The 21,631-nt window shown below is 61.0% G+C and carries 21 protein-coding genes; 11 read left to right on the top strand and 10 right to left on the bottom strand.

Annotation, left to right across the window (positions count from 1 at the left end; all coding sequences use genetic code 11):
* Positions 1-82 precede the first annotated feature (82 nt).
* From hisF to IK083_03790, 11 genes are all read left to right on the top strand, one after another.
* The gene (hisF, locus tag IK083_03840) at positions 83-844 is read left to right on the top strand and encodes an imidazole glycerol phosphate synthase subunit HisF (GenBank protein MBR4748690.1); all 762 of its coding nucleotides are present in this window, start codon (positions 83-85) and stop codon (positions 842-844) included.
* A gap of 17 nt (positions 845-861) precedes the next feature.
* Positions 862-1,242: a phosphoribosyl-AMP cyclohydrolase gene (hisI, locus tag IK083_03835; protein ID MBR4748689.1), complete on the top strand. Its 381-nt coding sequence runs from the start codon at positions 862-864 to the stop codon at positions 1,240-1,242.
* 16 nt (positions 1,243-1,258) lie between these two features.
* Positions 1,259-1,957 carry a 16S rRNA (uracil(1498)-N(3))-methyltransferase gene (locus IK083_03830; GenBank protein MBR4748688.1) on the top strand — a complete coding sequence of 233 codons (699 nt, stop codon included), beginning with the start codon at positions 1,259-1,261 and terminating at the stop codon, positions 1,955-1,957.
* Between the two features lies 1 nt (position 1,958).
* Entirely contained in the window at positions 1,959-3,491 is a 1,533-nt protein-coding gene (locus tag IK083_03825) for an AAA family ATPase (protein ID MBR4748687.1), read from the top strand.
* Positions 3,482-4,090 (top strand): dTMP kinase, encoded by a 609-nt coding sequence (gene tmk, locus IK083_03820; protein MBR4748686.1) that lies wholly within the window; start codon positions 3,482-3,484, stop codon positions 4,088-4,090. The genes IK083_03825 and tmk overlap by 10 nt, the downstream gene beginning before the upstream one ends.
* Positions 4,087-4,416 carry a cyclic-di-AMP receptor gene (locus IK083_03815; protein ID MBR4748685.1) on the top strand — a complete coding sequence of 110 codons (330 nt, stop codon included), beginning with the start codon at positions 4,087-4,089 and terminating at the stop codon, positions 4,414-4,416. The genes tmk and IK083_03815 overlap by 4 nt, the downstream gene beginning before the upstream one ends.
* Positions 4,403-5,521, top strand: coding sequence for a hypothetical protein (locus tag IK083_03810; GenBank protein ID MBR4748684.1), 1,119 nt, complete (start codon positions 4,403-4,405; stop codon positions 5,519-5,521). Before IK083_03815 ends, IK083_03810 begins: the two co-directional genes overlap by 14 nt.
* Positions 5,522-5,585: 64 nt before the next feature.
* Positions 5,586-7,100: an IMP dehydrogenase gene (gene guaB, locus IK083_03805; protein ID MBR4748683.1), complete on the top strand. Its 1,515-nt coding sequence runs from the start codon at positions 5,586-5,588 to the stop codon at positions 7,098-7,100.
* Between the two features lie 99 nt (positions 7,101-7,199).
* Complete coding sequence (gene sppA / locus IK083_03800; protein ID MBR4748682.1) at positions 7,200-8,177, top strand: signal peptide peptidase SppA; 978 nt, start codon at positions 7,200-7,202, stop codon at positions 8,175-8,177.
* Complete coding sequence (gene polA, locus IK083_03795) at positions 8,174-10,918, top strand: DNA polymerase I (GenBank protein ID MBR4748681.1); 2,745 nt, start codon at positions 8,174-8,176, stop codon at positions 10,916-10,918. The genes sppA and polA overlap by 4 nt, the downstream gene beginning before the upstream one ends.
* A complete protein-coding gene (locus tag IK083_03790; protein MBR4748680.1) occupies positions 10,915-12,450 on the top strand; it encodes a hypothetical protein in 1,536 nt (511 codons plus the stop codon). The genes polA and IK083_03790 overlap by 4 nt, the downstream gene beginning before the upstream one ends.
* 107 nt (positions 12,451-12,557) lie before the next feature.
* Here the strand turns inward: IK083_03790 and groL are convergent, their stop codons facing one another.
* The 10 genes from groL to IK083_03740 form a co-directional block, all read right to left on the bottom strand.
* On the bottom strand, positions 12,558-14,159 hold the full coding sequence (groL, locus tag IK083_03785; protein ID MBR4748679.1) for a chaperonin GroEL: 1,602 nt from the start codon (positions 14,157-14,159) through the stop codon (positions 12,558-12,560).
* Positions 14,160-14,170: 11 nt separating this feature from the next.
* On the bottom strand, positions 14,171-14,455 hold the full coding sequence (locus IK083_03780; GenBank protein MBR4748678.1) for a co-chaperone GroES: 285 nt from the start codon (positions 14,453-14,455) through the stop codon (positions 14,171-14,173).
* 128 nt (positions 14,456-14,583) lie between these two features.
* Complete coding sequence (locus IK083_03775) at positions 14,584-15,165, bottom strand: hypothetical protein (protein ID MBR4748677.1); 582 nt, start codon at positions 15,163-15,165, stop codon at positions 14,584-14,586.
* Positions 15,149-15,478, bottom strand: coding sequence for a ribosome silencing factor (gene rsfS, locus IK083_03770; protein MBR4748676.1), 330 nt, complete (start codon positions 15,476-15,478; stop codon positions 15,149-15,151). Before rsfS ends, IK083_03775 begins: the two co-directional genes overlap by 17 nt.
* A gap of 25 nt (positions 15,479-15,503) precedes the next feature.
* Positions 15,504-16,883 carry an LCP family protein gene (locus IK083_03765; protein MBR4748675.1) on the bottom strand — a complete coding sequence of 460 codons (1,380 nt, stop codon included), beginning with the start codon at positions 16,881-16,883 and terminating at the stop codon, positions 15,504-15,506.
* Positions 16,880-17,458: a nicotinate-nucleotide adenylyltransferase gene (nadD, locus tag IK083_03760; GenBank protein ID MBR4748674.1), complete on the bottom strand. Its 579-nt coding sequence runs from the start codon at positions 17,456-17,458 to the stop codon at positions 16,880-16,882. Before nadD ends, IK083_03765 begins: the two co-directional genes overlap by 4 nt.
* Positions 17,446-18,687 carry a glutamate-5-semialdehyde dehydrogenase gene (locus IK083_03755; protein MBR4748673.1) on the bottom strand — a complete coding sequence of 414 codons (1,242 nt, stop codon included), beginning with the start codon at positions 18,685-18,687 and terminating at the stop codon, positions 17,446-17,448. The genes nadD and IK083_03755 overlap by 13 nt, the downstream gene beginning before the upstream one ends.
* A 10-nt stretch (positions 18,688-18,697) precedes the next feature.
* Positions 18,698-19,825: a glutamate 5-kinase gene (proB, locus tag IK083_03750; GenBank protein MBR4748672.1), complete on the bottom strand. Its 1,128-nt coding sequence runs from the start codon at positions 19,823-19,825 to the stop codon at positions 18,698-18,700.
* A gap of 4 nt (positions 19,826-19,829) precedes the next feature.
* Positions 19,830-21,107 (bottom strand): GTPase ObgE, encoded by a 1,278-nt coding sequence (gene obgE / locus IK083_03745; GenBank protein MBR4748671.1) that lies wholly within the window; start codon positions 21,105-21,107, stop codon positions 19,830-19,832.
* Between the two features lie 4 nt (positions 21,108-21,111).
* Positions 21,112-21,546 (bottom strand): PaaI family thioesterase, encoded by a 435-nt coding sequence (locus IK083_03740; protein MBR4748670.1) that lies wholly within the window; start codon positions 21,544-21,546, stop codon positions 21,112-21,114.
* Positions 21,547-21,631 lie beyond the last annotated feature (85 nt).

The following is a 21,631-nucleotide window of genomic DNA, read 5'->3' as shown; positions in this document are numbered from 1 at the left end:
GTCCCGGAGCCCTGCTCGCCCCTTGAAAAACGCCCTCTGTATGTGTTATAATAAATAGTAAATAAAAATAGTGAGGTGAATTATGGAAAAAAAGAAGATCGTCCCTTGTCTTGACATGAAGGACGGCAGAGTGGTAAAGGGAGTCAACTTCGTTGACTTCAAGGACGTGGCGGATCCCGTAGAGCGGGCCAAGTTCTACGAGGAGCAGGGCGCCGACGAGATAGTCTTTCTCGACATCGCCGCCACAGTGGAAAACCGCGAGACCAGAGTGGCTCTGGCGGCCCGCGTAGCGGAAAACCTGACCGTTCCCTTTACTGTGGGCGGCGGCATCCGCACCATAGAGGACTTTCAGAGACTCTTTGACGTGGGCGTCAGCAAGTGCTCCGTGAACTCCGCAGCCGTGTTCAACCCCGACCTGGTGAAGCAGGCCGCCGACAAGTTCGGCTCGGAGAAGATCTGCGTGGCCATCGACGTGGCTCTGTTTGAGGGCTGCACCGACAAGTGGGAAGTCTACACCCACGGCGGCACCCGCAAGACCGGTATCGACGCCATAGAATGGGCCAAGACCTGCGCCAACAACGGGGCCGGCTCTCTGCTGCCCACCAGCGTGGACACCGACGGCAAGCAGACCGGCTATGACCTGGGAGTCACCCGGGCCATCAAGGAAGCCACCGGACTTCCCGTCATCGCCTCCGGCGGCGCCGGCACACTGGAACACGTATATGATGCGCTGACCGCAGGCAAGGCCGACGCGGCTTTGGTGGCCAGCATGGTACACTTTAATATACATCCTATTCCCGAGATCAAGGAATACCTCAGACAGAGAGGCATCCCTGTATTCTAAGGGGTAGGCGGAGCTATATGTCAAATATCAACGAATTTGTCCAGTACCTCAAGTACGACAGCAACGGACTCATACCCTGTATAGTGCAGGATATCAACAACGGCGACGTGCTCATGATGGCGTATATGAACGCAGAGTCCGTCCGGAAGACCCTGGAGACGGGACGCACCTGTTTTTGGTCCCGTTCACGCCAGACCTTCTGGATCAAGGGCGAGACCAGCGGCAACGTCCAGCGCGTCAGGGAATTCTATATAGACTGCGACAGGGACTGTATCGTGTGCAAAGTCGAGCAGACAGGCGCCGCCTGTCACGAGGGATATCGCAGCTGCTTTTTCAGGCGAGTGGACAGCAGCGGCAACATGACCGTTGTGCTGGAACAGCTGCAGGATAAATATTGATCGCGGGCAGCCGGAAATGAAGAGTCAGTATCGCTTTTATGTGGAACGGGAGCTCGTTTCCGGCTGTTGTTTTATTGCCGGCCCGTCTCTCGCGTATCAGCTGAGCAGAGTGCTCCGGCTGGCGGGAGGCGACACAGTGTCCCTCTTCGGGACCAACGGCCGGGAGTTTCTGGCCACAGTGGACTTTGAGGGCAGAGACGTGACTCTGACTCCTTTCCGGGACGTGACGGTCCCCAGGGAGCCGGCGGTCCGGCTCACCCTTTTGCTGGCTCTGTCAAAGGGTGACAAGCCGGAGACCCAGGTGCAAAAATGCACGGAGCTGGGAGCCGCGGCCTTTGTGTTCGCTCCCTCCCGGCGCAGCGTGGCCCGGCCCCGGGATACCGAGGCCCGGGTCAAAAGGCTCCGCAGGATAGCCTGCGAAGCGGCTGAGCAGTGCGGCAGAGTGACCGTGCCCGACATCAGCTTCGGGGAGCTCTGCGACACAGACACTGCTCCCTACGACCTGAAGCTGGTGTGCTCAGGTCCCTCCGGAAGACCCGTTCCCCGGCGTCCGGAGGCAGTCGCCGTCATAGCGGCGGTGGGCCCCGAAGGGGGCTTTTGCGGGGAAGAATTGGAATATTTCGCAAAAAGGGGTTTTGAAGAGATATCTCTCGGCGGACTGACCCTGCGTTCGGAAACGGCGGCAGCGGCTGTGTGCGCCTGCCTGCTGATATAGTATGGATAGAGTCAGGAACGAAGAAATACAGGATGATACGGCTGCTCTGCTGGAGGTGCTGCCCCCCGTCCTCAGAGAACGGATCACCTCCGAGCCGGGATCGGAGGATATACTGGAGATAGTGCTGGACCTGGGGCGCATGGCCGAGGTCAGATATTCCACAGCCACCCGCCGTTTCACCGACGTCATCATCGGACAGCAGGACATAGACTGGGTGGTGGCCCGGGTAGGCGTCTTTTGCGAGGACAACAGGGCAGGCATCGAGAGGACCCTGCACCGCATCTCCGCCATACGCAACCGTACGGGCAGGATCATAGGCATCACCTGCCGGGTGGGCAGGGCCGTGTACGGAACGGTGGACGTCATCAGAGATATCATCGAGGAAGGCCGCTCCATACTCATGCTGGGCCGTCCCGGCGTAGGCAAGACCACCAAGCTGAGAGAGATAGCCCGCATACTCTCGGACGAGTTTGACAAGCGGGTCATCGTGGTGGACACCTCCAACGAGATAGCCGGAGATGGGGACATCCCCCACGAAGCCATAGGCTATGCCAGGCGCATGCAGGTGCCTTCTCCCTCCAGACAGGAGGAAGTCATGATAGAGGCAGTGGAAAACCACATGCCCGAGGTGGTGATCATAGACGAGATATCCACCATGGCGGAGGCCCACGCCGCCAGGACCATAGCCGAGCGGGGAGTCATGCTGGTGGCCACGGCCCACGGACAGACTCTGGAAAACATCATCATCAATCCCACACTCAACGACCTGGTGGGGGGCATCCAGACCGTGACCCTTTCCGACGACGAGGCCGAGAGGAGAGGCACTCAGAAGACCGTACAGGAGCGCATGAGCCAGCCCACCTTTGACGTGGTCATAGAGCTGAATGACCTCTACAGGCTGTCCATCTACAGAGACGTGGCCAACGCCGTGGACAAGCAGCTGAGAGGCGTGACTCCGGGAGCGGAGCTGCGGATACGCAGCCGGACCAACGTCATAGAAAAGGTGAGCCGGGACCCGGAGATCAAGGCTGAGCCCCTTCGGGAGCCGCCCTCGACACACGGCGGGGTGGTGAACGTCTTTCCCTACGGCATCAGCCGCAACAAGCTGGAGAGATCCGCCCAGAGCCTGGCGGTGCCGGTGCGCATAGTGAACCACTACACCGAGGCCGACTGCGCCATCACCACGAAGAACTACGAGCAAAAGCAGGACAACGCGGTGATCCGGGACCTGCGGCTGCTGGACGTGCCCGTGTATTCGGTGAAGAGCAACACCAATACCCAGATCACCAATATACTGAAGGTCATCTTCAAGTTCGAGGACATCACCGACGAAAACGAGGCTGTGGAGGAGCTGATGGAAGCTATCCGGCGCTGCAGGGACAGCGGCAGCCCCGAAGAGCTCTCTCCCAGGAACGCCTATATCAGGAGGATCCAGCACAAGCTGGCTTCCAGTCAGGGCATCGCCTCGGAGACCATAGGCAACGAGCCCTACAGGCGGCTGAGGATCTTTGCGAGGAACACCGATTGTTCATAAGCTTTGAAGGCATAGACGGCTCGGGCAAGACCACTCTCGCCCGGGCTCTCCGGCAGGTCCTGCTCCGAAAGGGAGTGCCCTGCCTGCTGACCCGGGAGCCCGGAGGCACCCCGGCGGGCGACCGCATCAGGGAGCTCCTGCTGGCTCCGGACTGTCAGCTGCCGCCGGAGGCGGAGGGATATCTGTTTCTGGCATCCCGGGCGGCCAACGTCCGGGACTGCATCCTGCCGGCCCTGGGCCGGGGGGAGACGGTCATCAGCGACAGGTTTTCGGACAGCCTCATAGCCTATCAGGCCTGCGGACTGGGAGGCGACAGGGCCTTTCTGAAGTCCCTGAGCCGGTCCGCCGCAGGGGGCCTGGCGCCGGACGTGACCTTTTTGCTGGACATCTCTCCCGGGGAGGCCCTGGAGAGGAACACGGACCCGGACCGTTATTCCCGGGACCCGGAGTTTCTGGGGCGGGTGCGACAGGGCTTTCTGGACCTGGCCGCCGAAGATCCGGAGAGAATAGTGGTGATAGACGCCCGGCTGACGCCGGAGGCGAAGCTGGACATCATACGAGACAAACTTATCCGAATGGGAATGGAGGAGCTGATATGAAGCTGATCATAGCCATAGTTCACGAGAGAGACAGGCAGGACATCTGCGACCTGCTGCTGGAAAACAACTGGAGATTCACGGTGGTGGCTTCCACCGGCGGCTTTCTGAGAGAGGGCAAATCCACTCTGCTGATAGGCGCCGACGACGATCAGGTGGACAACATCATCGACGTCATCAAGTCTGCCAGCTCCTCCAGAGAACAGATCATGACCCAGCCTCCTCTGGACATCATGGGCACCCCGGCCAGCGTCATGGCTCCCGTACGGATACGGGTGGGCGGCGCCGTGATGTTTGTGGTGGACGTGGAACGCTTTGAAAAGGCCTGACGGTTTTTCTTTTGACAACATAGCCGGCCACCGCCGGGTAAAGGAGAGCCTGCTGAAGCTGGTCCGGTCACCCGGCAAGCCCAACAGCATGGTGTTTACCGGGCCGGAGGGAGTGGGCAAGCTCCTGTGCGCCAACGCCTACGCTGCCGCCGTGCTCTGCCAGTCCCCCACGGACAGCGGGGCCTGCGGAGAGTGCAATTCCTGCCGGAGCCTGCAGGCGGGGCTGAATATGAATATAGCCTACTGGTTCCGCAAAAAGCAGACCACCACCATCGACCAGATGCGGCATCTGACCGAGCTGGCGGCCTTTGCCCCCGCGGGCAGCCGCTACAAGGTGAACGTGATACAGGACGGCGACTCCCTCAACGAGGAAGCTTCCAACAGCATACTGAAGACCATAGAGGATTCGCCGGAGTATCTCATCACCCTGATCCTGTACAACAATCCGGCCAACGCTCTGGCTACCATACGCTCCCGGTCGTTCCTCATACCCCTGCAGCCTCTGGACACGGAGACTGTGAGAGGCCATATAGCCGGCCTGTACGGGGACGACCCCCGGGCTGAGTTTGCCTCCGCTGCCTGCAGCGGATCCATAGGCAGGGCCAGGCTCCTGATGGAAGCTGCCTGTCTGGACGAGGCCCGTGATCTGGCGGCGGACATAGTGGTCGGCGCCAAGAGAGACGTCTATACCCTGCTGAGGCTTGCCGAACGGGCCCTGGCTCTGGACTTCAACTCAGGCGACGTGACCGAGGAGGAGGAAAAGGATATCCGCGACAAGGGGGACGACTTCCTCATGAGGCCCTTTGAGCCCCGGCTCACCCAGGCGGAAAATCTGGGGGTGTTTTGCGAGCTGGCGGCCCTGTGGCTGCGGGACGTCCTGCTGGTGATGACCGGCGGACCCGAAAAGGCATTGGTGAACGGGGACAGACGCGAGCTGCTGGTCCGGCAGTCCCGGGCTTTCGGCAGCCCCGCCGCGGTCACTGCCATGATAGACGAGCTCCACAGGGAGCAGGAAAGGCTGGGGACCAACGCCAACGTCCGGCTGTCCGCGGAGGGCATGATGTGCCGTCTGTGCGACATATGCATGAAGGACAAAAAAGCCTGAGAGGCTCCCGGGGAGACCGGGCAAATACCAAGCGCAAATAAGGAATTTATATACGGAGGAACAGATGCAAGAGAAGAGAGACGGCTTGTCGGCTGCCGAATTGTTCAATGCGGGAAAGGGTCTGACCTACGACGACTTTATCGTGCTTCCCGGCTACATCGATTTTCAGGCGGCAGACGTGAGCTTTGAGACCTACGTCACCAGAAACATCAAGCTGAAGAGACCCATGATCTCTTCGCCCATGGATACGGTCACCGAGTGGAAGATGGCCGTGTATATGGCTCTTCTGGGCGGTCTGGGCATCATCCACTACAACAACACCATAGAGGAGCAGGTGAGCCACGTGAGACGGGTCAAGAGCTTTGAGAACGGCTTTATCCTGAAGCCCACGGTGCTCTCTCCCAACCACACCGTCCGGGATATCCACGAGATACGGGCGGCCAAGGGCTTCTCGGGCATACCCATCACCGAGGACGGCACCATGAAGAGCCGTCTTTTGGGCATAGTCACCGGCAGGGACGTGGACTTTGAGAAGGATCTTTCCCGTCCCCTCCACGAGGTCATGACCCCCAGAAAGGATCTGGTGGTGGCCATGAAGGGCGTCACCCTGAAGGAAGCCAACCGGATACTCAAGGCCTCCAAGAAGGGCAAGCTGCCTGTGGTCAACGAAAAGGACGAGCTGGTGGCCCTGCTGAGCCGCACGGACCTGCTGAAGAACAAGGAGTTCCCCTATGCTTCCAAGAGCGCAGGCAAGCAGCTGCTGGTAGGCGCGGCCGTGTCCACCAAGCCCGAGGACAGAGACAGGGCTGCGGCTCTCGTAGAGGCAGGCGCCGACATACTGCTCATAGACTCGGCTCAGGGCTATTCCTCCTTCCAGATAGACATGATCAAATACATCAAGGACCGGTTCCCCTCCGTGGACGTCATAGCCGGCAACGTGGTGACACGGGAGCAGTCCCGGGCCCTCATAGACGCGGGGGCCGATTCCCTGAGAGTGGGCATGGGTCCCGGCTCCATCTGCATTACCCAGAACATGATGTCCGTGGGCAGGCCTCAGGCCACCGCCGTGTATAACTGCGCCATGACCGGCATGGAGAGCGGAGTGCCCGTGATAGCCGACGGAGGAATCCAGGGCATAGGCCATATGGCCAAGGCCCTGTCCGTAGGCGCCTCCTGCGTCATGGTGGGCTATCTCATAGCCGGCACCAGCGAAGCCCCCGGCGAGTATTTCTACGAAAACGGCATGCGCGTCAAGCGCTACAGAGGCATGGCCTCCGCCGAGGCCATGATGAAGGGCGGCAACAAGCGGTATATGGATGAGGCCGGCGCCAAGGTCACGGTGCCCCAGGGCGTTTCCGGGACCGTGCTGGACAGAGGCTCTCTGGTGGACTACGTGCCCTATCTCATGAAGGGGCTCAGCCAGAGCTTTCAGGATATGGGCTGCCGGAGCCTGACGGCTCTGCACGAGGCTCTGGTGTCCGAGCGGCTCCGCTTTGAGCATCGGACCGCCGCCGCTCAGGCGGAAGGCTCCGTCCACGGGCTCTACTCCTATCAGACGCCCAAGTTCGGCATTCAGTAAACAAGGCTCTTGTAAAAGCGGCGGATCGCGTAAGCTGCGCCGCTTTTTTGCATATTTATCTTTTCCCGCCCCGGGCGGGACAGACTGTGGAGACCAATCATGGAACAAGAAGAGATCACTTCCTTTGCGCCCAAGCTTCCTCCGGAAGAAAAGCCCACCATCTGGCAAAAGACCTGGGTCCAGATCGCCATATTCATAGCGGCGATGGTGCTGGTGGCTGTGCTGGTGACCCGCTCCGGGCCCGGCTTGCCCGCCACTGCCGGCAGCGACCACATAGCCGTGGTCAGGGTGACGGGGGTCATGCTCACCGGCGACGGTGAGGGCGGCCTTCTGGGCATGAGCGACGCCGCCTACAGCGGTCAGATAGCGTCCGAGATCCGGGAGGCCGCGGACGACGGCTCCTGCAAGGGCATCGTGCTGAAGATCAACAGCCCCGGCGGGACTCCCGTGGCGGCGGAGGAGATCTCCGAGGCCATAGCCGTGGCCCAAAAGGCGGGGAAGCCTGTATTTGCCTGCATGGAGGATGAGGCCGCCAGCGCCGCCTATTGGATATCCGCCCGGTGCGACAAGATCTACGCCTACCGGACCACCATCACCGGCTCCATCGGGGTCATCATGCACGGCTACAACGTGAGCGAGCTCATGAAGGCTCTGGGAGTCACCTCCCAGACCGTGAAGGCCGGCAAATACAAGGACGTGGGGAGCATGGACCGGCCCATGACCGCCGAGGAAAAACAGATGCTCCAGGCCATGATCAACACCACCTACGACACCTTCATAGACGAGGTGGCCCGGGGCCGCAAGCTGACCCCCGACAGAGTGAGGCAGCTGGCGGAGGGCCGCGTCTACAGCGGCGTGCAGGCCAAGAAGGTAAAGCTGGTGGACGAGATAGGCACCTGCAGCGACTGTCTGGCGGATATAGGCCGGAAGACCGGTCTGGGCAGCGAGCCCGACACGGTGGTGTCGGAGGGCAAGCCCAATCTCTACAGGACCATCTTCGGCTCCCTGAGGATAGACCCGGAGACCCTGATCTCCCGTCTGGCCGAAAGCATGGCAAAGGAAATGACTCTGAGATGAAGAAGCTGCTGCTATTGGACGGCAATTCCCTGCTGTATCGCGCCTATTTTGCCGGCCGGCCCCTGTCCACCCGGGAAGGCTTTCCCACCAACGCCCTCTACGGGCTGTCCAATATGGTCTTCTCCATATTGGAGAAGGATGCTCCGGACTATATAATAGCCGCCTTCGATACCCCGCAGCCTACCTTCAGGCACGAGGCTTATGCGGAATACAAGGCCCAGAGAAAGCCCCCCGAAGACGCCCTGGTGCAGCAGATGCAGCCTGCCAGAGAGCTGCTCTCCGCCTTTGGCCTGCAGGTCATAGAGAAGCCCGGCTTTGAAGGCGACGACATAATAGGCACCATAGCCCGCGTGGCTTCGGAGAAGGGTATGGAGACCCATATATATACCGGCGATCTGGACACCCTGCAGCTGGTGGAGCCGTCGGTCCGGGTGTATCATACCGTCAAGGGCGTGTCGGAAATAGTGATGTACGACAACGACCGCATAATGGAGCGTTACGGCATCGGAGCGGACCGGATGGTGGACTTCAAAGGACTGAAGGGTGACACCTCGGACAATATTCCCGGGGTCCCGGGAATAGGGGACAAAACCGCTTCCAAGCTCATAGCGGAATACGGCTCCATAGAAGGTCTGTATCAGAATATAGACAGCCTGAAGCCCGGCAAAATGAAGGACAGTCTGGTGGAGAACAAGAGCCTGGCTCTGCTCTCGTGCTCCCTTGCCCGGATCGATACCCGGGTGCCTCTGGACTCCGATCCTTTGGCGGAGAAGTATACTGAGCCGCATTGGGGGGCTCTGCTGGAGCTGTTCAGGAAATACGAGTTCCGGAGCCTCATGGACCGCATCCCCGCCGGCGCGGAGGCCGAAGAGGCTCCCGGGGCGGCTGCCCCGGAGCCGGATGCTGCCGCCCCCGCTGCGGAGGAAGCCCTGCCGGAAGCTGCCGGCAAGCCGGCTCCTCCCGAGAGGCCGGAGACGGTGAGGGTGGACAGTGAAGGCGGCCTCAGGGCGCTGAAGGAAGCCCTTGCCGGCGCCGGGCGCATAGCCCTGCTGGCGGACGAGGAGCTGAGAGAGATGTCCATATACGCCGGGGGACGGCTGTGGGAGCTGCCGGTCTCCGGCAGGACCGGGCAGGGGCTGATGGTCTTTGACGAGCCCTTTGCGGCGTCTTTGGAGGAGCTGAAGCCCTATCTGGAGGACCCGGAGCTGAAGAAGACGGTCTATTCGGCCAAGCAGCTCTACAAGAGCCTCATAGGCCGCAGGGTCTGTCTCCGGGGCGCCGACAGCGACCTGTCGCTGGCGGCCTATCTGAAGGACAGCGGCGCCTTTTCGGCCATTATCAGAGACTACAAAAAGCCCGCTCCGGGCAAAAGGGGCAGGGAGGACGCCTTTGTGATAAAGCGGCTGTGGCAGGAGGCCTTCGGCGCCGAGGTCAAGGGAGACGCCTTTATGCTGCAGACTCTGCTCGACAGGTATTACGGAGCTCTCGGTCAGGAGGAAAAGGAACTCTGCGACCGCATTGAGATCCCTCTGTCCACAGTGCTGGGGGACATGGAGCGCCGGGGCATAGAGGCGGACAAGACCGCCCTTACGGAGATGTCCGGCCGCTTTCAGCAGGAGCTGGACCTGATCTCGGAGCGCATATACGCAGCCGCCGGGGAGACCTTCAACATAGCCAGCCCCCGGATCCTGAGGGATGTGCTGTTTGACAAGATGGCCATCCCTTATCCCAAAAAAGGAGGCGCCAACTCCACCAGCGAAGAAATACTGTCGCCTCTGGCGGCTGAGTATCCCATCTGCGGGGACGTGCTGAGATACAGGGAGCTGGCCAAGCTGAAGAGCACCTACGCCGACGCCCTGGCGGACAACATAGACCCCTCCACCGGGCGGATACACACCAGCTTCAATCAGACTCTGACCACCACGGGCAGGCTGTCCTCCTCGGACCCCAATCTTCAGAACATCCCCGTCAAGACGGAGGAGGGGAGAGAGATCAGGAAGGCCTTTGTGGCGGGGGCGGGCTACACCCTCATCTCGGCGGATTACAGCCAGGTGGAATTTCGCCTGTTTGCCCACATCACCCGGGACCCCTGGCTCATAGAGGCCTTTGGCCGGGGCCTGGATTTTCACACGGCGGCAGCCGCCACCCTGTTCGGGGTGGAGCAGTCGGAGGTGACGCCGGATATGCGCCGGCGGGCCAAGACTCTGAATTTTGCCATACTCTACGGCATGCAGGAGTTTACCCTGGCGGGAGAGCTGGGCTGCAGCGTGAAGGAGGCAAAGGAGTTTACCAGAGAGTATTTTGACCGCTTTCCTCTGGTCAAAAAGACCAAGGAAGAGATACTGGACAAAGCCAGACAAAGGGGCTGGGTCAGCACCATCATGGGCCGGCGCAGATACGTGCCGAACATCAACGGCGGTACCCGGCCGGCGCGGCTGGCAGAGGAAAGGGCGGCGGTGAACATGCCTTTTCAGGGCTCCGCCGCGGACATCATCAAGCTGGCCATGATCAACCTGCACCGCAGGCTGAAGGGTACGGACGCAGAGCTGCTGCTGCAGATACACGACGAGCTGGTCGTAGAGGCCCCCGAGGCAAAGGCCGCGGATATCGCCCGGCTGGTCCGGGAGGAGATGGAAAACGCCTATCCCCTGCTGGTGCCCCTTACCTGCGAAGTGAAGCTGGGAGATAATCTGGGAGATATGCGGCCTGCGGAAATGATAACGGGACGGCAGCATATATGAAAAAACGGCAGATCGTCAACATCGTGAACTTTATCCGGGACACGGAGCCCCGGGGACCGGTCGATCTTGTCGAGCCTGTGCGGCAGCAGATCATGCTGATGAAAAAACACCGGCTGCGCGGGACCTTCCTTCTGCAGTATGACGCGCTCATCGATCCCGTTTATACGGACATGCTGCGAGCCCTCGGGTCCGAACAGTTTGAGCTCGGCGTTTGGTGCGAGATCGTGGAGCCTCAATGCCGGACCGCCGGGATCCCCTGGAGGGGGCGTTTTTCCTGGGACTGGCACGCCCAATGCGGTTTCCCGGTCGGATATGCGAAGCCGGAACGGGAAGCCCTGGCGGATGCGCTGTTTGAGAAGTTCCGGGAGGTCTTCGGGGCTTATCCCAGGGTCTTCGGATCCTGGATCTTCGACTCACACACGGCGCGATACCTTTCGGACAAATACGGTCTCGACGCTATGTACAATTGCAAGGAGCAGTACGGGACGGACGGCTACACGCTCTGGGGCGGTTATTACGGACAGGCCTACTATCCCGGCCGGACCAACGTCTTCATGCCCGCGCAGACGGAGGCGGAAAGGCTTCCCGTGCCGCTGTTCCGTATGCTCGGCTCCGATCCCGTATATCAATATGACTTCGGCATGTCGGCGGAGTCGGGCGCCCAAGAGACGCAGGGCGTCATCACGCTGGAGCCGGTCTATAAAGGCAGGGGCGGCGGCGTCCCGGCCTGGGTGGACTGGTTCGTGAGGGAAAACTTCAACGGCGACTGCCTGACCTTTGGCTACGCTCAGGCGGGGCAGGAAAACAGCTTCGGCTGGCCCGCTATGAAAAACGGTCTGGAATATCAGTTCGGGCTGTTTGAAAAGCTCCGGGACGAAGGCAGGCTCGAAGTGGAGCCCCTCGGCGAGACCGGACGCTGGTTCCGTCAGACCTGGGACGATACGCCGCCTTCGGCCATCACCGCCCGCACCGCCTATGACGATCCCCGGAAGAGCTCCGTCTGGTATTGCACGAAACACTACCGGATCAATCTCTTCTCGGATCACGGTGATTTCCGCATCCGGGATCTGCACGTGTTCGACGAGCGGGTGCCGGATCCCTTCGAGGACAGGGTCTGCGTATCCAACGAAGCCGCTTTTGAGACGCTTCCTCTGGCGGACGGCAACCGGCACAGCGGAAACGGCGCGGTGGCCGGGATACGGATATTGCGGAACGGCAAGCCTCTTGCCGCCGGGCCTTTGGCTTTCCGGGACAACGGGGACGGGACTGCCAGGGTCGATTGCGGCGCTTTTTCCTTCCTGCTCCGGGAAGACGGTTTCACTGTGGGATCGGACGGAGAGTTCTCGCTGGCTTACCTGTTCGGCAGGTCGGACGACCATATGCCCGAGCCGGTTTATTGCGGAGAAAAGGAGCTGATAGTCCGGTATGGCGCGGCGGAATATGGTCTCGCGCTCGAAAAAGGACGGTTTTCCGGGCCGCTGTCGGCAGATGCGGAAGACGGCCTGATCGCATGCCGGATCATCAGGAAATGATCCGGGAGAGATGTCGCGTCAAAAAACGGACCCTCTGTCCCTGCCGGCCTGCCGGATAGTGAAATGAAGAAAGGCGCCCCTCGGGGCGCCCGTTTTTTGCTGTGAGACTATTCGTCCATATCGTCCTTGCTGTCCTTTTCCGGCTTGTCTGCGATGAGACACTCGGTGGTCAGGATGAGAGAGCCGATGGAAGCGGCGTTCTGAAGGGCGGAGCGGGTGACCTTGACAGGGTCCACTATACCGGCCTTCATCATGTCGGTGTATTCCTCTGTGGCGGCGTTGAGGCCGGTGCCCACGGGGGAATTCCTGATCTTGTCCACTACCACGCTGGCCTCCAGGCCTGCGTTCTCGGCGATGGTCCGGGCGGGAGCCTCCAGGGCTCTGCGGATGATGTCGCAGCCCACCTTTTCGTCGCCGGAGAGCTGCAGCTCGTCCAGGGCGGGGATGGCGTCTATGAGGGTGACGCCGCCTCCGGCTACCACGCCTTCCTCGATGGCGGCTCTGGTGGCGGACAGGGCGTCCTCATAGCGGTGCTTCTTTTCCTTCAGCTCGGTCTCGGTGGCCGCGCCTACCTTGATGACGGCTACGCCGCCGGACAGCTTGGCCAGCCGCTCCTGCAGCTTTTCTCTGTCATAGTTGGACTCGGTGGTCTGTATCTGGTTTTTGATCAGGGAGATGCGGCCCATGACGGCGGCCTTGTCGCCGTTGCCCTCGATGATGGTGGTGGTCTCCTTGTTGACGATCACCTTGGCGCAGGTGCCCAGCTGGCCCGGCTCCACGCTGTCCAGCTTCATGCCCAGATCCTCTGTGATGAACTGGCCGCCGGTGAGGATGGCGATATCTTCCAGCATGGCCTTCCGTCTGTCGCCGAAGCCCGGGGCCTTGACGGCGCACACGTTCAGGGTGCCTCTGATCTTGTTGACCACCAGGGTGGCCAGAGCGTCACCGTCCACGTCCTCGGCGATGATGAGGATGGGCCGTCTGGACTGGGCTATCTTTTCCAGCACGGGGACCAGCTCGGCGGCGGCGGAGATCTTCTTTTCATGTATCAGGATGAAGGGATTCTCCAGCACGGCTTCCATTCTGTCATTGTCGGTGACCATGTAGGGGGATATGAAGCCCTTGTCGAACTGCATGCCCTCCACGGTGTCTATGGTGGTGTCGGTGCCCTTGCTCTCCTCCACGGTGATGACGCCGTCCCGGCCCACCACTGCGATGGCGTCGCTGATGGCCTTGCCTATCTCCTTGTCGTTGCCGGAGATGGAAGCCACCTGCTCGATCTCTTCCTTGGTCTCTATGGCGAGAGCCATGGAGCGGATCTTGTCCACCGCCTTGGCGGTGGCCAGCTCGATGCCTCTGCGGACGGCTATGGCGTTGCCGCCGGCTGCCACGTAGCGGAGGCCTTCCTTGACTATGGCTTCTGCCAGCACCGTAGCGGTGGTGGTGCCGTCGCCGGCCACGTCGTTGGTCTTGGAGGCTACCTCCTTGACCAGCTGGGCGCCCATGTTCTCATAGGGGTCCTTCAGCTCGACTTCCTTGGCCACGGACACGCCGTCCTTGGTGATGGTGGGGCTGCCGAACTTCTTGTCCAGTACCACGTTTCTTCCCTTGGGGCCCAGGGTCACCTTTACGGCGGCCGCTACTGTGGAAGCGCCCTTTTCAAGGGATTTGCGGGCTGTTTCGTCATATACCATTATTTTTGCTGACATGATTGTCCCCCTTATTCCTTAATTGCGTATATAGAATCTGCATCCAGGATGATGTAGTCGATGCCGTCCACGGTGACTTCTGTTCCTCCGTATTTTCCGTATACGACTGTGTCGCCTACCTTGACGGGCAGGCTGTTGTGCTTGCCGTTGTCCAGTATGCGGCCCTTGCCGACCGCCACTACCTTGCCTTCGGTGGGCTTTTTCTTAGAGCTGTCGGGCAAATACAAACCGCCGGCAGTCTTGGCTTCTTCTTCCAAGGGCAGAATAACTACCTTGTCTCCCAAAGGTCTGATCATAATATTCCTCCGAATATACTGTTTTTGGCACTCTCGGCTGTGGAGTGCCAATACTATTATAGCACATCCCGCCCCCTCCGGGCAAGCCCCGGGCCGGGCCGGGACAAAAAAGAAGGGGGCGGGAAGGATTATTTTTTGATGCTGCCCGCCAGGGTGTCTATGAAGGAATACAGCCACACGGCGCAGGCTGCCAGGGAGGGCAGGCTCGTAAAGATCTTCATAGGATCGGAGCCGGTCCGGCCCATGCCCTTTGCCGCCAGGCAGAAGAATATGAGCCACAGGCCAAAGAGTATGCCGCCCTTCAGGTATTTTTCCTGCAGCATGGCGCCCACGCCGGGCACTATGGCCGTGAGGAGCAGTGTCCAGGAGGAGGGCTTTTTGGATGCCTTGGGCTCCGCCTCTTCCCGGGCCTTGCGGTCGTCGTCATACTGGTTGAGTATCAGGAGGGCGTATTTTTCCTCGGCGCTCTCTCTGGACTTGTCCTCGGTGAAGAGCTTCTTGTATTCCTCGGCGGCCGCCTGCCTTTTGCCCAGAGCGGCCAGTATGTCTGCGGTGAGCTCTCTGGCGTCCGGATCATTCGGACTGAGCTTCAGCGCTTCCGCCGCCTCTGCCGAGGCCTCGGCGTATTCGCCCTTTTCCGTCAGGATCCGGGCCCTGGTCAGGTGCTCGGTGAAGGCCCGTCTGTTTCTGATGTCACTCTTTGTTTCCATCTTCTGTCTCCTCCGGCAGGCCTTGCCACAAGTCTTCCAGCTTGTAGTATTCTCTCTCTGCCTGATCGAATATGTGGACGATGACGTCCTTGAAGTCCACCAGTATCCATTTGGCGTTGGACCGTCCCTCCACGTTCCTCTTTTTGAGGCCCTTTTTTCTGCCGTCCAGGACCAGGGTGTCGCACAGGGTCCTGATGTGGATGTTGGAGGTGCCGGAGCATATGACGAAATAGTCGCACATGATGGATCTGTCCTTAAGGTCCAGCACCTGCACGTCCACCGCCTTTTTGCTCTCAAGGAGCTCGGTGATGATGTGTACTTTTGTCTCTGTATCCGTTTTATTTGCCTCGCTTTGCGTAATCGCCGCCCAGTATGATCACCAGATCCGACTCCTGACCGGAGGAGGGCTCCGTCTCTTTGCCGCAGCCGATGACTCCCCGGACAGCCGTCAGATTGGCGTCCCGGGTCTTCACCTTCAGCTCCGTCTCCTCATAGGTGTTTTTCGAAGCATTGGCCGCTGTCACGTTGGTATAGCCCTTGGCTGCCAGTTTGGCCGCCGCGTTCTTGGCCAGCCCCGTGACGGAGGTGCCGTTCAGCACGGTGATCCTGTAGTCCTTCTTGTCCGCGGCGGGGGCCTGCGCCGCCTCTTTGGCCGCCGCAGCGGCCGCCTGAGCCTCCGCCTTTTTGGCTGCCGCCTCGGCTATCTTCGGATTTTCACCCACGAAGAGCATGTCCCTGTTCACTATCTCGGTGATCTTTTCACGGTCCGGGATCCAGTAGCTGACGCCCTTTTCCGTGGGGGTGCCCGGCAGCACGTCTATGAGCATCTGATCCGGGTTGAAGCCCAGCACGTAGTCCGCCAGGGCGTCCCAGTCGGTGAGCTTCAGATCCGACTCGATGTAGCCTTTCTGATAGCAGGTTTTGATGAAGTCGGCCCTCTTGGTCCTGGAGTCCATGCTGATGATCCTGTTGCAGAGGGCTACGATGAACTTTTGCTGCCGGACTATCCGGCCTGCGTTCACCACCTCGCCGTTTTCCACCTTGAAGCTGGTGTCGCCGTATCTGTCCTTTCTGAATCTGACGTAGCCCTCGGCGTCCTTGCCGTTCAGCAGCTGCTTTTCGGGAGAGGGATGCAGGTCTATGTAGAGGCCCTGGCTCCGGTCGGTGTATTTCATCCTCTCCTCCACCAGTATATATACGCCTCCCACCAGGTCCACCATCTTCCGGAAGCTGGTGGTGTCCGTCTTGATATAGTAGTCGATGGTGATGCCGTCCAGAAAGTTCTGCTCCAGGACCTCCTTCACCAGCTGGGGGCCGCCTATGACGTGGGCCGCGTTGAGCTTCTGAGTGCCGTGGCCGGGGATGGTGACCCTGGTGTCCCGGGGAAAGCTGATGGCCCGTATCTCCTTGGACTTGGTATTGATGCACAGCACCACGATGGTGTCGGCCAGCCCGTTTTTCTCCTCCTGCTTGTCGGACTTGGGGTTGTCCAGCCTGGATTTGTCGGTGCCCAGCACCAGTATCCTGACGTAGTCAGCCTCGCCGAAGGGATTGGTGTCCTTTTTGAGCACGTCCGTCAGGGAAGTGTTGGTCTCTTTGAAGGCCGAAAACCATTTGCCGAAATATTTGGCCGCGTAAAAGCCTGCCAGCGAGCCTGCCGCCGCTACCAGGAGCACTACGAGAGCCGTGAGGAGCAAATTGCCGTTTCTGTTTGTCATACGTAAAGTCCTTTGTCTTTGATATATTCGCATACGCTGCCGGGGACCAGATACCTGACCGAGCCGCCCTCCGCCAGCCGGGTCCGTATGCCGCTGGAGGAAATGTTCATCTCGGGGGCGTGAAACAGGACCGCCGGCAGCCGGGGGTCCTCCTGAGGATAGCCCGGGCGCCAGGCAGCAGCCACGGTGCACTCCCGCAGCACGGTCTCATAGTCGTGCCAGCGGTGGAGTATCTGCGCCTCGTCTATGCCCACTATCAGATATTTTTCGGCGCCGGGATACAGAGCCTTCAGCTCCAGCAGGGTGTCCGCCGTGTAGGAGGGCTTGTCCCTCCGGAGCTCCAGGTCGCAGGCCTCAAAGGCGGGATTGTCCGCTATGGCCAGCCTGACCATCTCCAGACGCTGCTCCGCCGGAGTGAGGCGGCTGCCCGGCTTGTGGGGCGGATTGGCGCTGACCACGAAGAGTATCCTGTCCAGACGGAAGCGCTCTCTGGCGGCCTCCGCCAGGGCCAGATGGGCCACGTGGATGGGGTCAAAGGTGCCTCCCATGACGCCCAGACGCTTTATCCCCTGCATTGGCCCTGACCCGACACTATATATTTGTAGGTGGTGATCTCCTCCAGGCCCATGGGGCCCCTGGCGTGGAGCTTTTGGGTGGAGATGCCCATCTCCGCCCCCTTGCCCAGCTCAAAGCCGTCGTTGAAGCGGGTGGAGCAGTTGACGAATATGGCTGCCGCGTCCACCGCGTTCTGAAAATAGGTCACGGCCGAGACGGAGTCGGAGAGGATGGACTCGGAGTGCCCGGAGCCGTAGCGCCGGATGTGCTCCACCGCCGCCTCTATGTCCGGGACTATCCGGACCGAGAGGATGAGATCGTTGTATTCGGTGCTCCAGTCCTCCTCCGAGGCCGGGGCTATGCCATCCAGGAGCCGCAGGGTCTCGGGGCAGCCTCTCAGCTCCACTCCCGCCTCCTGCAGGGCCCGGGCGGCCCGGGGCAAAAAGCTGCCGGCTATGTCCCGGTGCACCAGCAGGCACTCGGTGGCGTTGCAGACCGAGGGGTTCTGGACCTTGGCGTTGAGGACCACCCTGAGGGCCATGTCCGGGTCGGCGTCCCTGTCCACGTAGGTGTGGCAGTTGCCGTCGCCATGCTCTATGACGGGGACCTCCGAGTTTTCCACGCAGGTCCGGATCAGGCCCTTGCCACCCCGGGGGATGATGCAGTCTATGTATTTCTTTTGCTTCAGGAGCTCCATGACCGCCTCTCTGTCGGGGACGGAGACTATGTTCACCGCATTGTCCGGGACTCCCGCCCGGGAGCACTCCTCCCGGATGATGCCGGCTATGGCCAGGTTGCTGTTCAGGGCTTCGGAGCCTCCCCGCAGCACGCAGGCGTTGCCGCTCTTGATGCACAGGGCCGCCACGTCCGCCGTCACGTTGGGCCGGGACTCGTAGATGATGCCTATGACTCCCAGAGGCACCCGCACCCTTCTGACCGACAGGCCGTTGGGCCTCCTGGAGCCGGAGATGACCTGTCCCACCGGGTCGGGCAGGGCGGCTATCTGCCGGATGCCTTCGCACATCTGCTCTATTTTGGCGTCCGTCAGCTCCAGCCTTTTCAGCATGGCGCCGGTGATGCCCTTTTCCCGGGCGTAGGCCATGTCCTTGCCGTTGGCAGCCTTGATGCTGTCCTTTTCACGCAGTATCGCCTCGCTCATGTTCAGCAGGGCGGCGTTTTTCACCGATGTATCCGTTTGCGCCAGCTGCAGGCCCGCTGCCCGGGCTCCCGCCGCCAGCTCTTCTATCATTGTCACTCTGTTACTCCTGATATCCGGGTCCCGTCAGGACCATGTTGTTGTGGTGGACCGCTTCGTCATAGGCCTTGTAGCCCAGGGCCGCCTTTATCTCGCCGGTGTGGCATCCCATGATGAGGCGCAGCTCCCCGGAGGAATAATACACCGTGCCCTTGGCAAAGACCCGGCCCTCCTCGTCTCTGATGTCCACCAGATCGCCGCTGTCAAAGGAGCCCTCCACTCCGGTGATGCCCACGGGCAGCAGGCTGGTGCCGTGGAGTATCCTCTGCCGGGCGTTTTCGTTCACGGTGAGGCTGCCGTCGGTCTTGGCGGCAAAGGCCATCCAGCACTTGCGGGGCGGGAGAGGCTTCCCCTCCGCCGGGAACAAGGTGCCCGGCACGCTGCCGGAGACCACCCGGGTGATCACGTCCTCCTCGGAGGCGTCGGCTATGACCATGCTGACCCCCGAGGACACGGCTATGAGGGCCGCCTTCAGCTTGGACCGCATGCCTCCAGAGCCCGCGTCTCCTCCCGTAAGGCCCGCCAGGGCGGTGATCTCCGGGGTGATCTTTTCCACCACCGGTATGAGGGCCGCCGAAGGGTCCGTGCGGGGGTCAGCAGTGTAGAGGCCGGACACGTCCGACAAATTGATCAACAGCCGGGCGCCCACCGCCGCCGCGGAAATGGCGGACAGGGTGTCGTTTTCCCCGAACTTGATCTCCTCGGTGGCCACCGTGTCGTTTTCGTTGATAATGGGTATGCAGCCCAGGGACAGCAGGGACAGGATGGTGTTGCGCACGTTGAAAAACCGGTCCCTGGAGCGGAAGTCGTCCCGGGTGACCAGTATCTGGGCCACTGGCAGCTTGTACATCTGGAATATGAAGTTGTATATCTCCATCAGGGCCGACTGTCCCGCCGCCGCGCAGGCCTGGAGCCGGGGCAGGGTCTTGGGCCTCTTTTTGATGCCCAGCTTTTCCATGCCCGCCCGGATGGCTCCGGAGGACACCAGCACCGGGCGTATATGCCGGCGGGTCAGCAGATACAGCTGATGGGCCAGCTTTTTGATGGCGTCCGGGTCTATGGCTCCCGTGGCGTCCGTGATGGAGCTGGTGCCTATCTTGATAAGGACTATACTGTTGGCTGTGAGTTTCATGGGATCAGAAATTCTCGTCAAATTCAAATACAAAGTTCAGGATGATGACCGTGTCGCCGTGGGAGCAGCCCTTTTCCCGCAGGGCGTCGTAGAGCCCCGCCCCCTCCAGCTGGCGGGCCAGCCGCCGCAGAGAGTATTCGTTGTCCAGGTCGCTCCTGCGGACCAGGTTCTCTATCTCCTTGCCCAGGACCACGTATTCCCCGGTGTCGTTCTTGACTATCTGGTAGCGGGCGGCGGGCTTGTCGGGCTTGTAGACCCGCACCTTTTCCTCCGGCGGCTCCTGTCTGGGCAGCTCGTCCAGCAGGGCGGAGATGCGGCCCACCAGAGCGTCTATGCCCTGACCGGTGACCGAGGATATTTCCCATACCTCCCGGCCCTCTGCCTCCAGGGCTTCCCTGATCTCGGGGGGAGCGCCGCCGGAGACGTCCGCCTTGGTGAGGCAGACTATCCGGGGGAGGGAGGCCACCTTTTCGGAAAAGCCGGCCAGCTCCCGGTCGATGATGCGGCAGTCCTCCAGAGGGTCTCTGCCTGAGGCGCCCGAGGCGTCCACCAGGTGGACCAGCAGCCGGGTCCTCTCTATATGCTTCAGGAAGGTGTGGCCCAGCCCCAGACCCTCGGAGGCTCCCTCGATGAGCCCGGGCATGTCCGCCACCACGAAGGACTTTTCCCAGCCTACCCGCACCACGCCCAGATTGGGGGTGATGGTGGTGAAGGGGTAGTCGGCTATCTTGGGCCGGGCTGCGGAGATGCGGGAGATGAGGGTGGATTTGCCCGCGTTGGGAAAGCCCACCAGCCCCACGTCGGCCAGCAGCTTCAGCTCCAGACGGATGGAGAGAGGGTCCGTGACCTCGCCCTTTTCGGCAAATTTGGGGGTCTGCAGCACCGACGAGCGGAAGCAGGCGTTGCCCCGGCCCCCGTCGCCGCCCCGGCAGACGGTGAAGGTCTCCCCGTCCTCCGTCAGGTCCGCTATGACCAGACCGCGCTCCATGTCGGTGACCACCGTGCCCAGAGGCACGTTGATCACCAGGTCCTCGCCGTTTTTGCCGGACTTGTCATTGCTGCCCCCGTCGCCGCCACGGCCGGCCTTGTATTCCTTTTTGAGCCGCAGGTCTATGAGGGTGTTCAGGCCCGACCGGGCCCGCAGGATCACGTCGCCGCCCTTGCCGCCGTTGCCGCCGGAAGGGCCGCCCCGGGGAATGTGCTTTTCCCGGCGAAAGGCCACCACGCCGTTGCCGCCGTTGCCGCTCTTTACCGTGATCTCGCAGCTGTCTATCAGTTTCATATCTTTATTTCAAACGCATGGCCGAGGGGTCTGCTCTGTCCGTGACTATCAGCCGGGCGGACGACCTGCAGCAGACGGTCCCCTCCGGGTCCGTGATCTCTGCCTCGGTGAGTATGAGCCTGTCCCGTTTGATCTCCGTGATCCGGGCGCTGGCCCTGTAGGGCGCCCCGGTCCGCACCGGCGCCAGCAGCCGGGAGGTGATCTCGGCTGTGGGGGCTATATAGCCCCGGGCCGCGGCCGCGTTGACCTGCACCTCGTCCATGATGAGGGTCAGGATGCCCCCGTGGACCACCCCGGCCCAGCCCTGATATTCGTCGGGCAGACAAAAGTCGGTGAAGACCCGGTCGCCCTCGATCACAAACCGCAGCTTGAGACCGGCAGGGTTTTTGGTGCCGCAGGCAAAGCAATAGTCGTCGTCGCAGAAATCGGCAGAGGCCACAGCATGCTCCTTGTTCGCGTGTATTTACTCATAATTTATTATACTATAAACACACGGAAAAGACAAATGAAAGGGGCTCTGCCCG

Source organism: Abditibacteriota bacterium (assembly GCA_017552965.1).
GTDB lineage: Bacteria > Armatimonadota > UBA5829 > UBA5829 > UBA5829 > RGIG7931.
This window is presented reverse-complemented; position numbering and strand designations above follow the sequence as displayed.

Coding starts and splice junctions, on each gene's coding strand:
- polA (MBR4748681.1), top strand. CDS start 8,174: ATGAAGAAGCTGCTGCTATTGGACGGCAATTCCCTGCTGTATCGCGCC.
- hisI (MBR4748689.1), top strand. CDS start 862: ATGTCAAATATCAACGAATTTGTCCAGTACCTCAAGTACGACAGCAAC.
- IK083_03815 (MBR4748685.1), top strand. CDS start 4,087: ATGAAGCTGATCATAGCCATAGTTCACGAGAGAGACAGGCAGGACATC.
- IK083_03825 (MBR4748687.1), top strand. CDS start 1,959: ATGGATAGAGTCAGGAACGAAGAAATACAGGATGATACGGCTGCTCTG.
- IK083_03755 (MBR4748673.1), bottom strand. CDS start 18,687: ATGATAGAAGAGCTGGCGGCGGGAGCCCGGGCAGCGGGCCTGCAGCTG.
- IK083_03790 (MBR4748680.1), top strand. CDS start 10,915: ATGAAAAAACGGCAGATCGTCAACATCGTGAACTTTATCCGGGACACG.
- groL (MBR4748679.1), bottom strand. CDS start 14,159: ATGTCAGCAAAAATAATGGTATATGACGAAACAGCCCGCAAATCCCTT.
- sppA (MBR4748682.1), top strand. CDS start 7,200: ATGGAACAAGAAGAGATCACTTCCTTTGCGCCCAAGCTTCCTCCGGAA.
- IK083_03775 (MBR4748677.1), bottom strand. CDS start 15,165: ATGGAAACAAAGAGTGACATCAGAAACAGACGGGCCTTCACCGAGCAC.
- IK083_03830 (MBR4748688.1), top strand. CDS start 1,259: ATGAAGAGTCAGTATCGCTTTTATGTGGAACGGGAGCTCGTTTCCGGC.
- nadD (MBR4748674.1), bottom strand. CDS start 17,458: ATGCAGGGGATAAAGCGTCTGGGCGTCATGGGAGGCACCTTTGACCCC.
- guaB (MBR4748683.1), top strand. CDS start 5,586: ATGCAAGAGAAGAGAGACGGCTTGTCGGCTGCCGAATTGTTCAATGCG.
- IK083_03765 (MBR4748675.1), bottom strand. CDS start 16,883: ATGACAAACAGAAACGGCAATTTGCTCCTCACGGCTCTCGTAGTGCTC.
- IK083_03780 (MBR4748678.1), bottom strand. CDS start 14,455: ATGATCAGACCTTTGGGAGACAAGGTAGTTATTCTGCCCTTGGAAGAA.
- obgE (MBR4748671.1), bottom strand. CDS start 21,107: ATGAAACTGATAGACAGCTGCGAGATCACGGTAAAGAGCGGCAACGGC.
- proB (MBR4748672.1), bottom strand. CDS start 19,825: ATGAAACTCACAGCCAACAGTATAGTCCTTATCAAGATAGGCACCAGC.
- hisF (MBR4748690.1), top strand. CDS start 83: ATGGAAAAAAAGAAGATCGTCCCTTGTCTTGACATGAAGGACGGCAGA.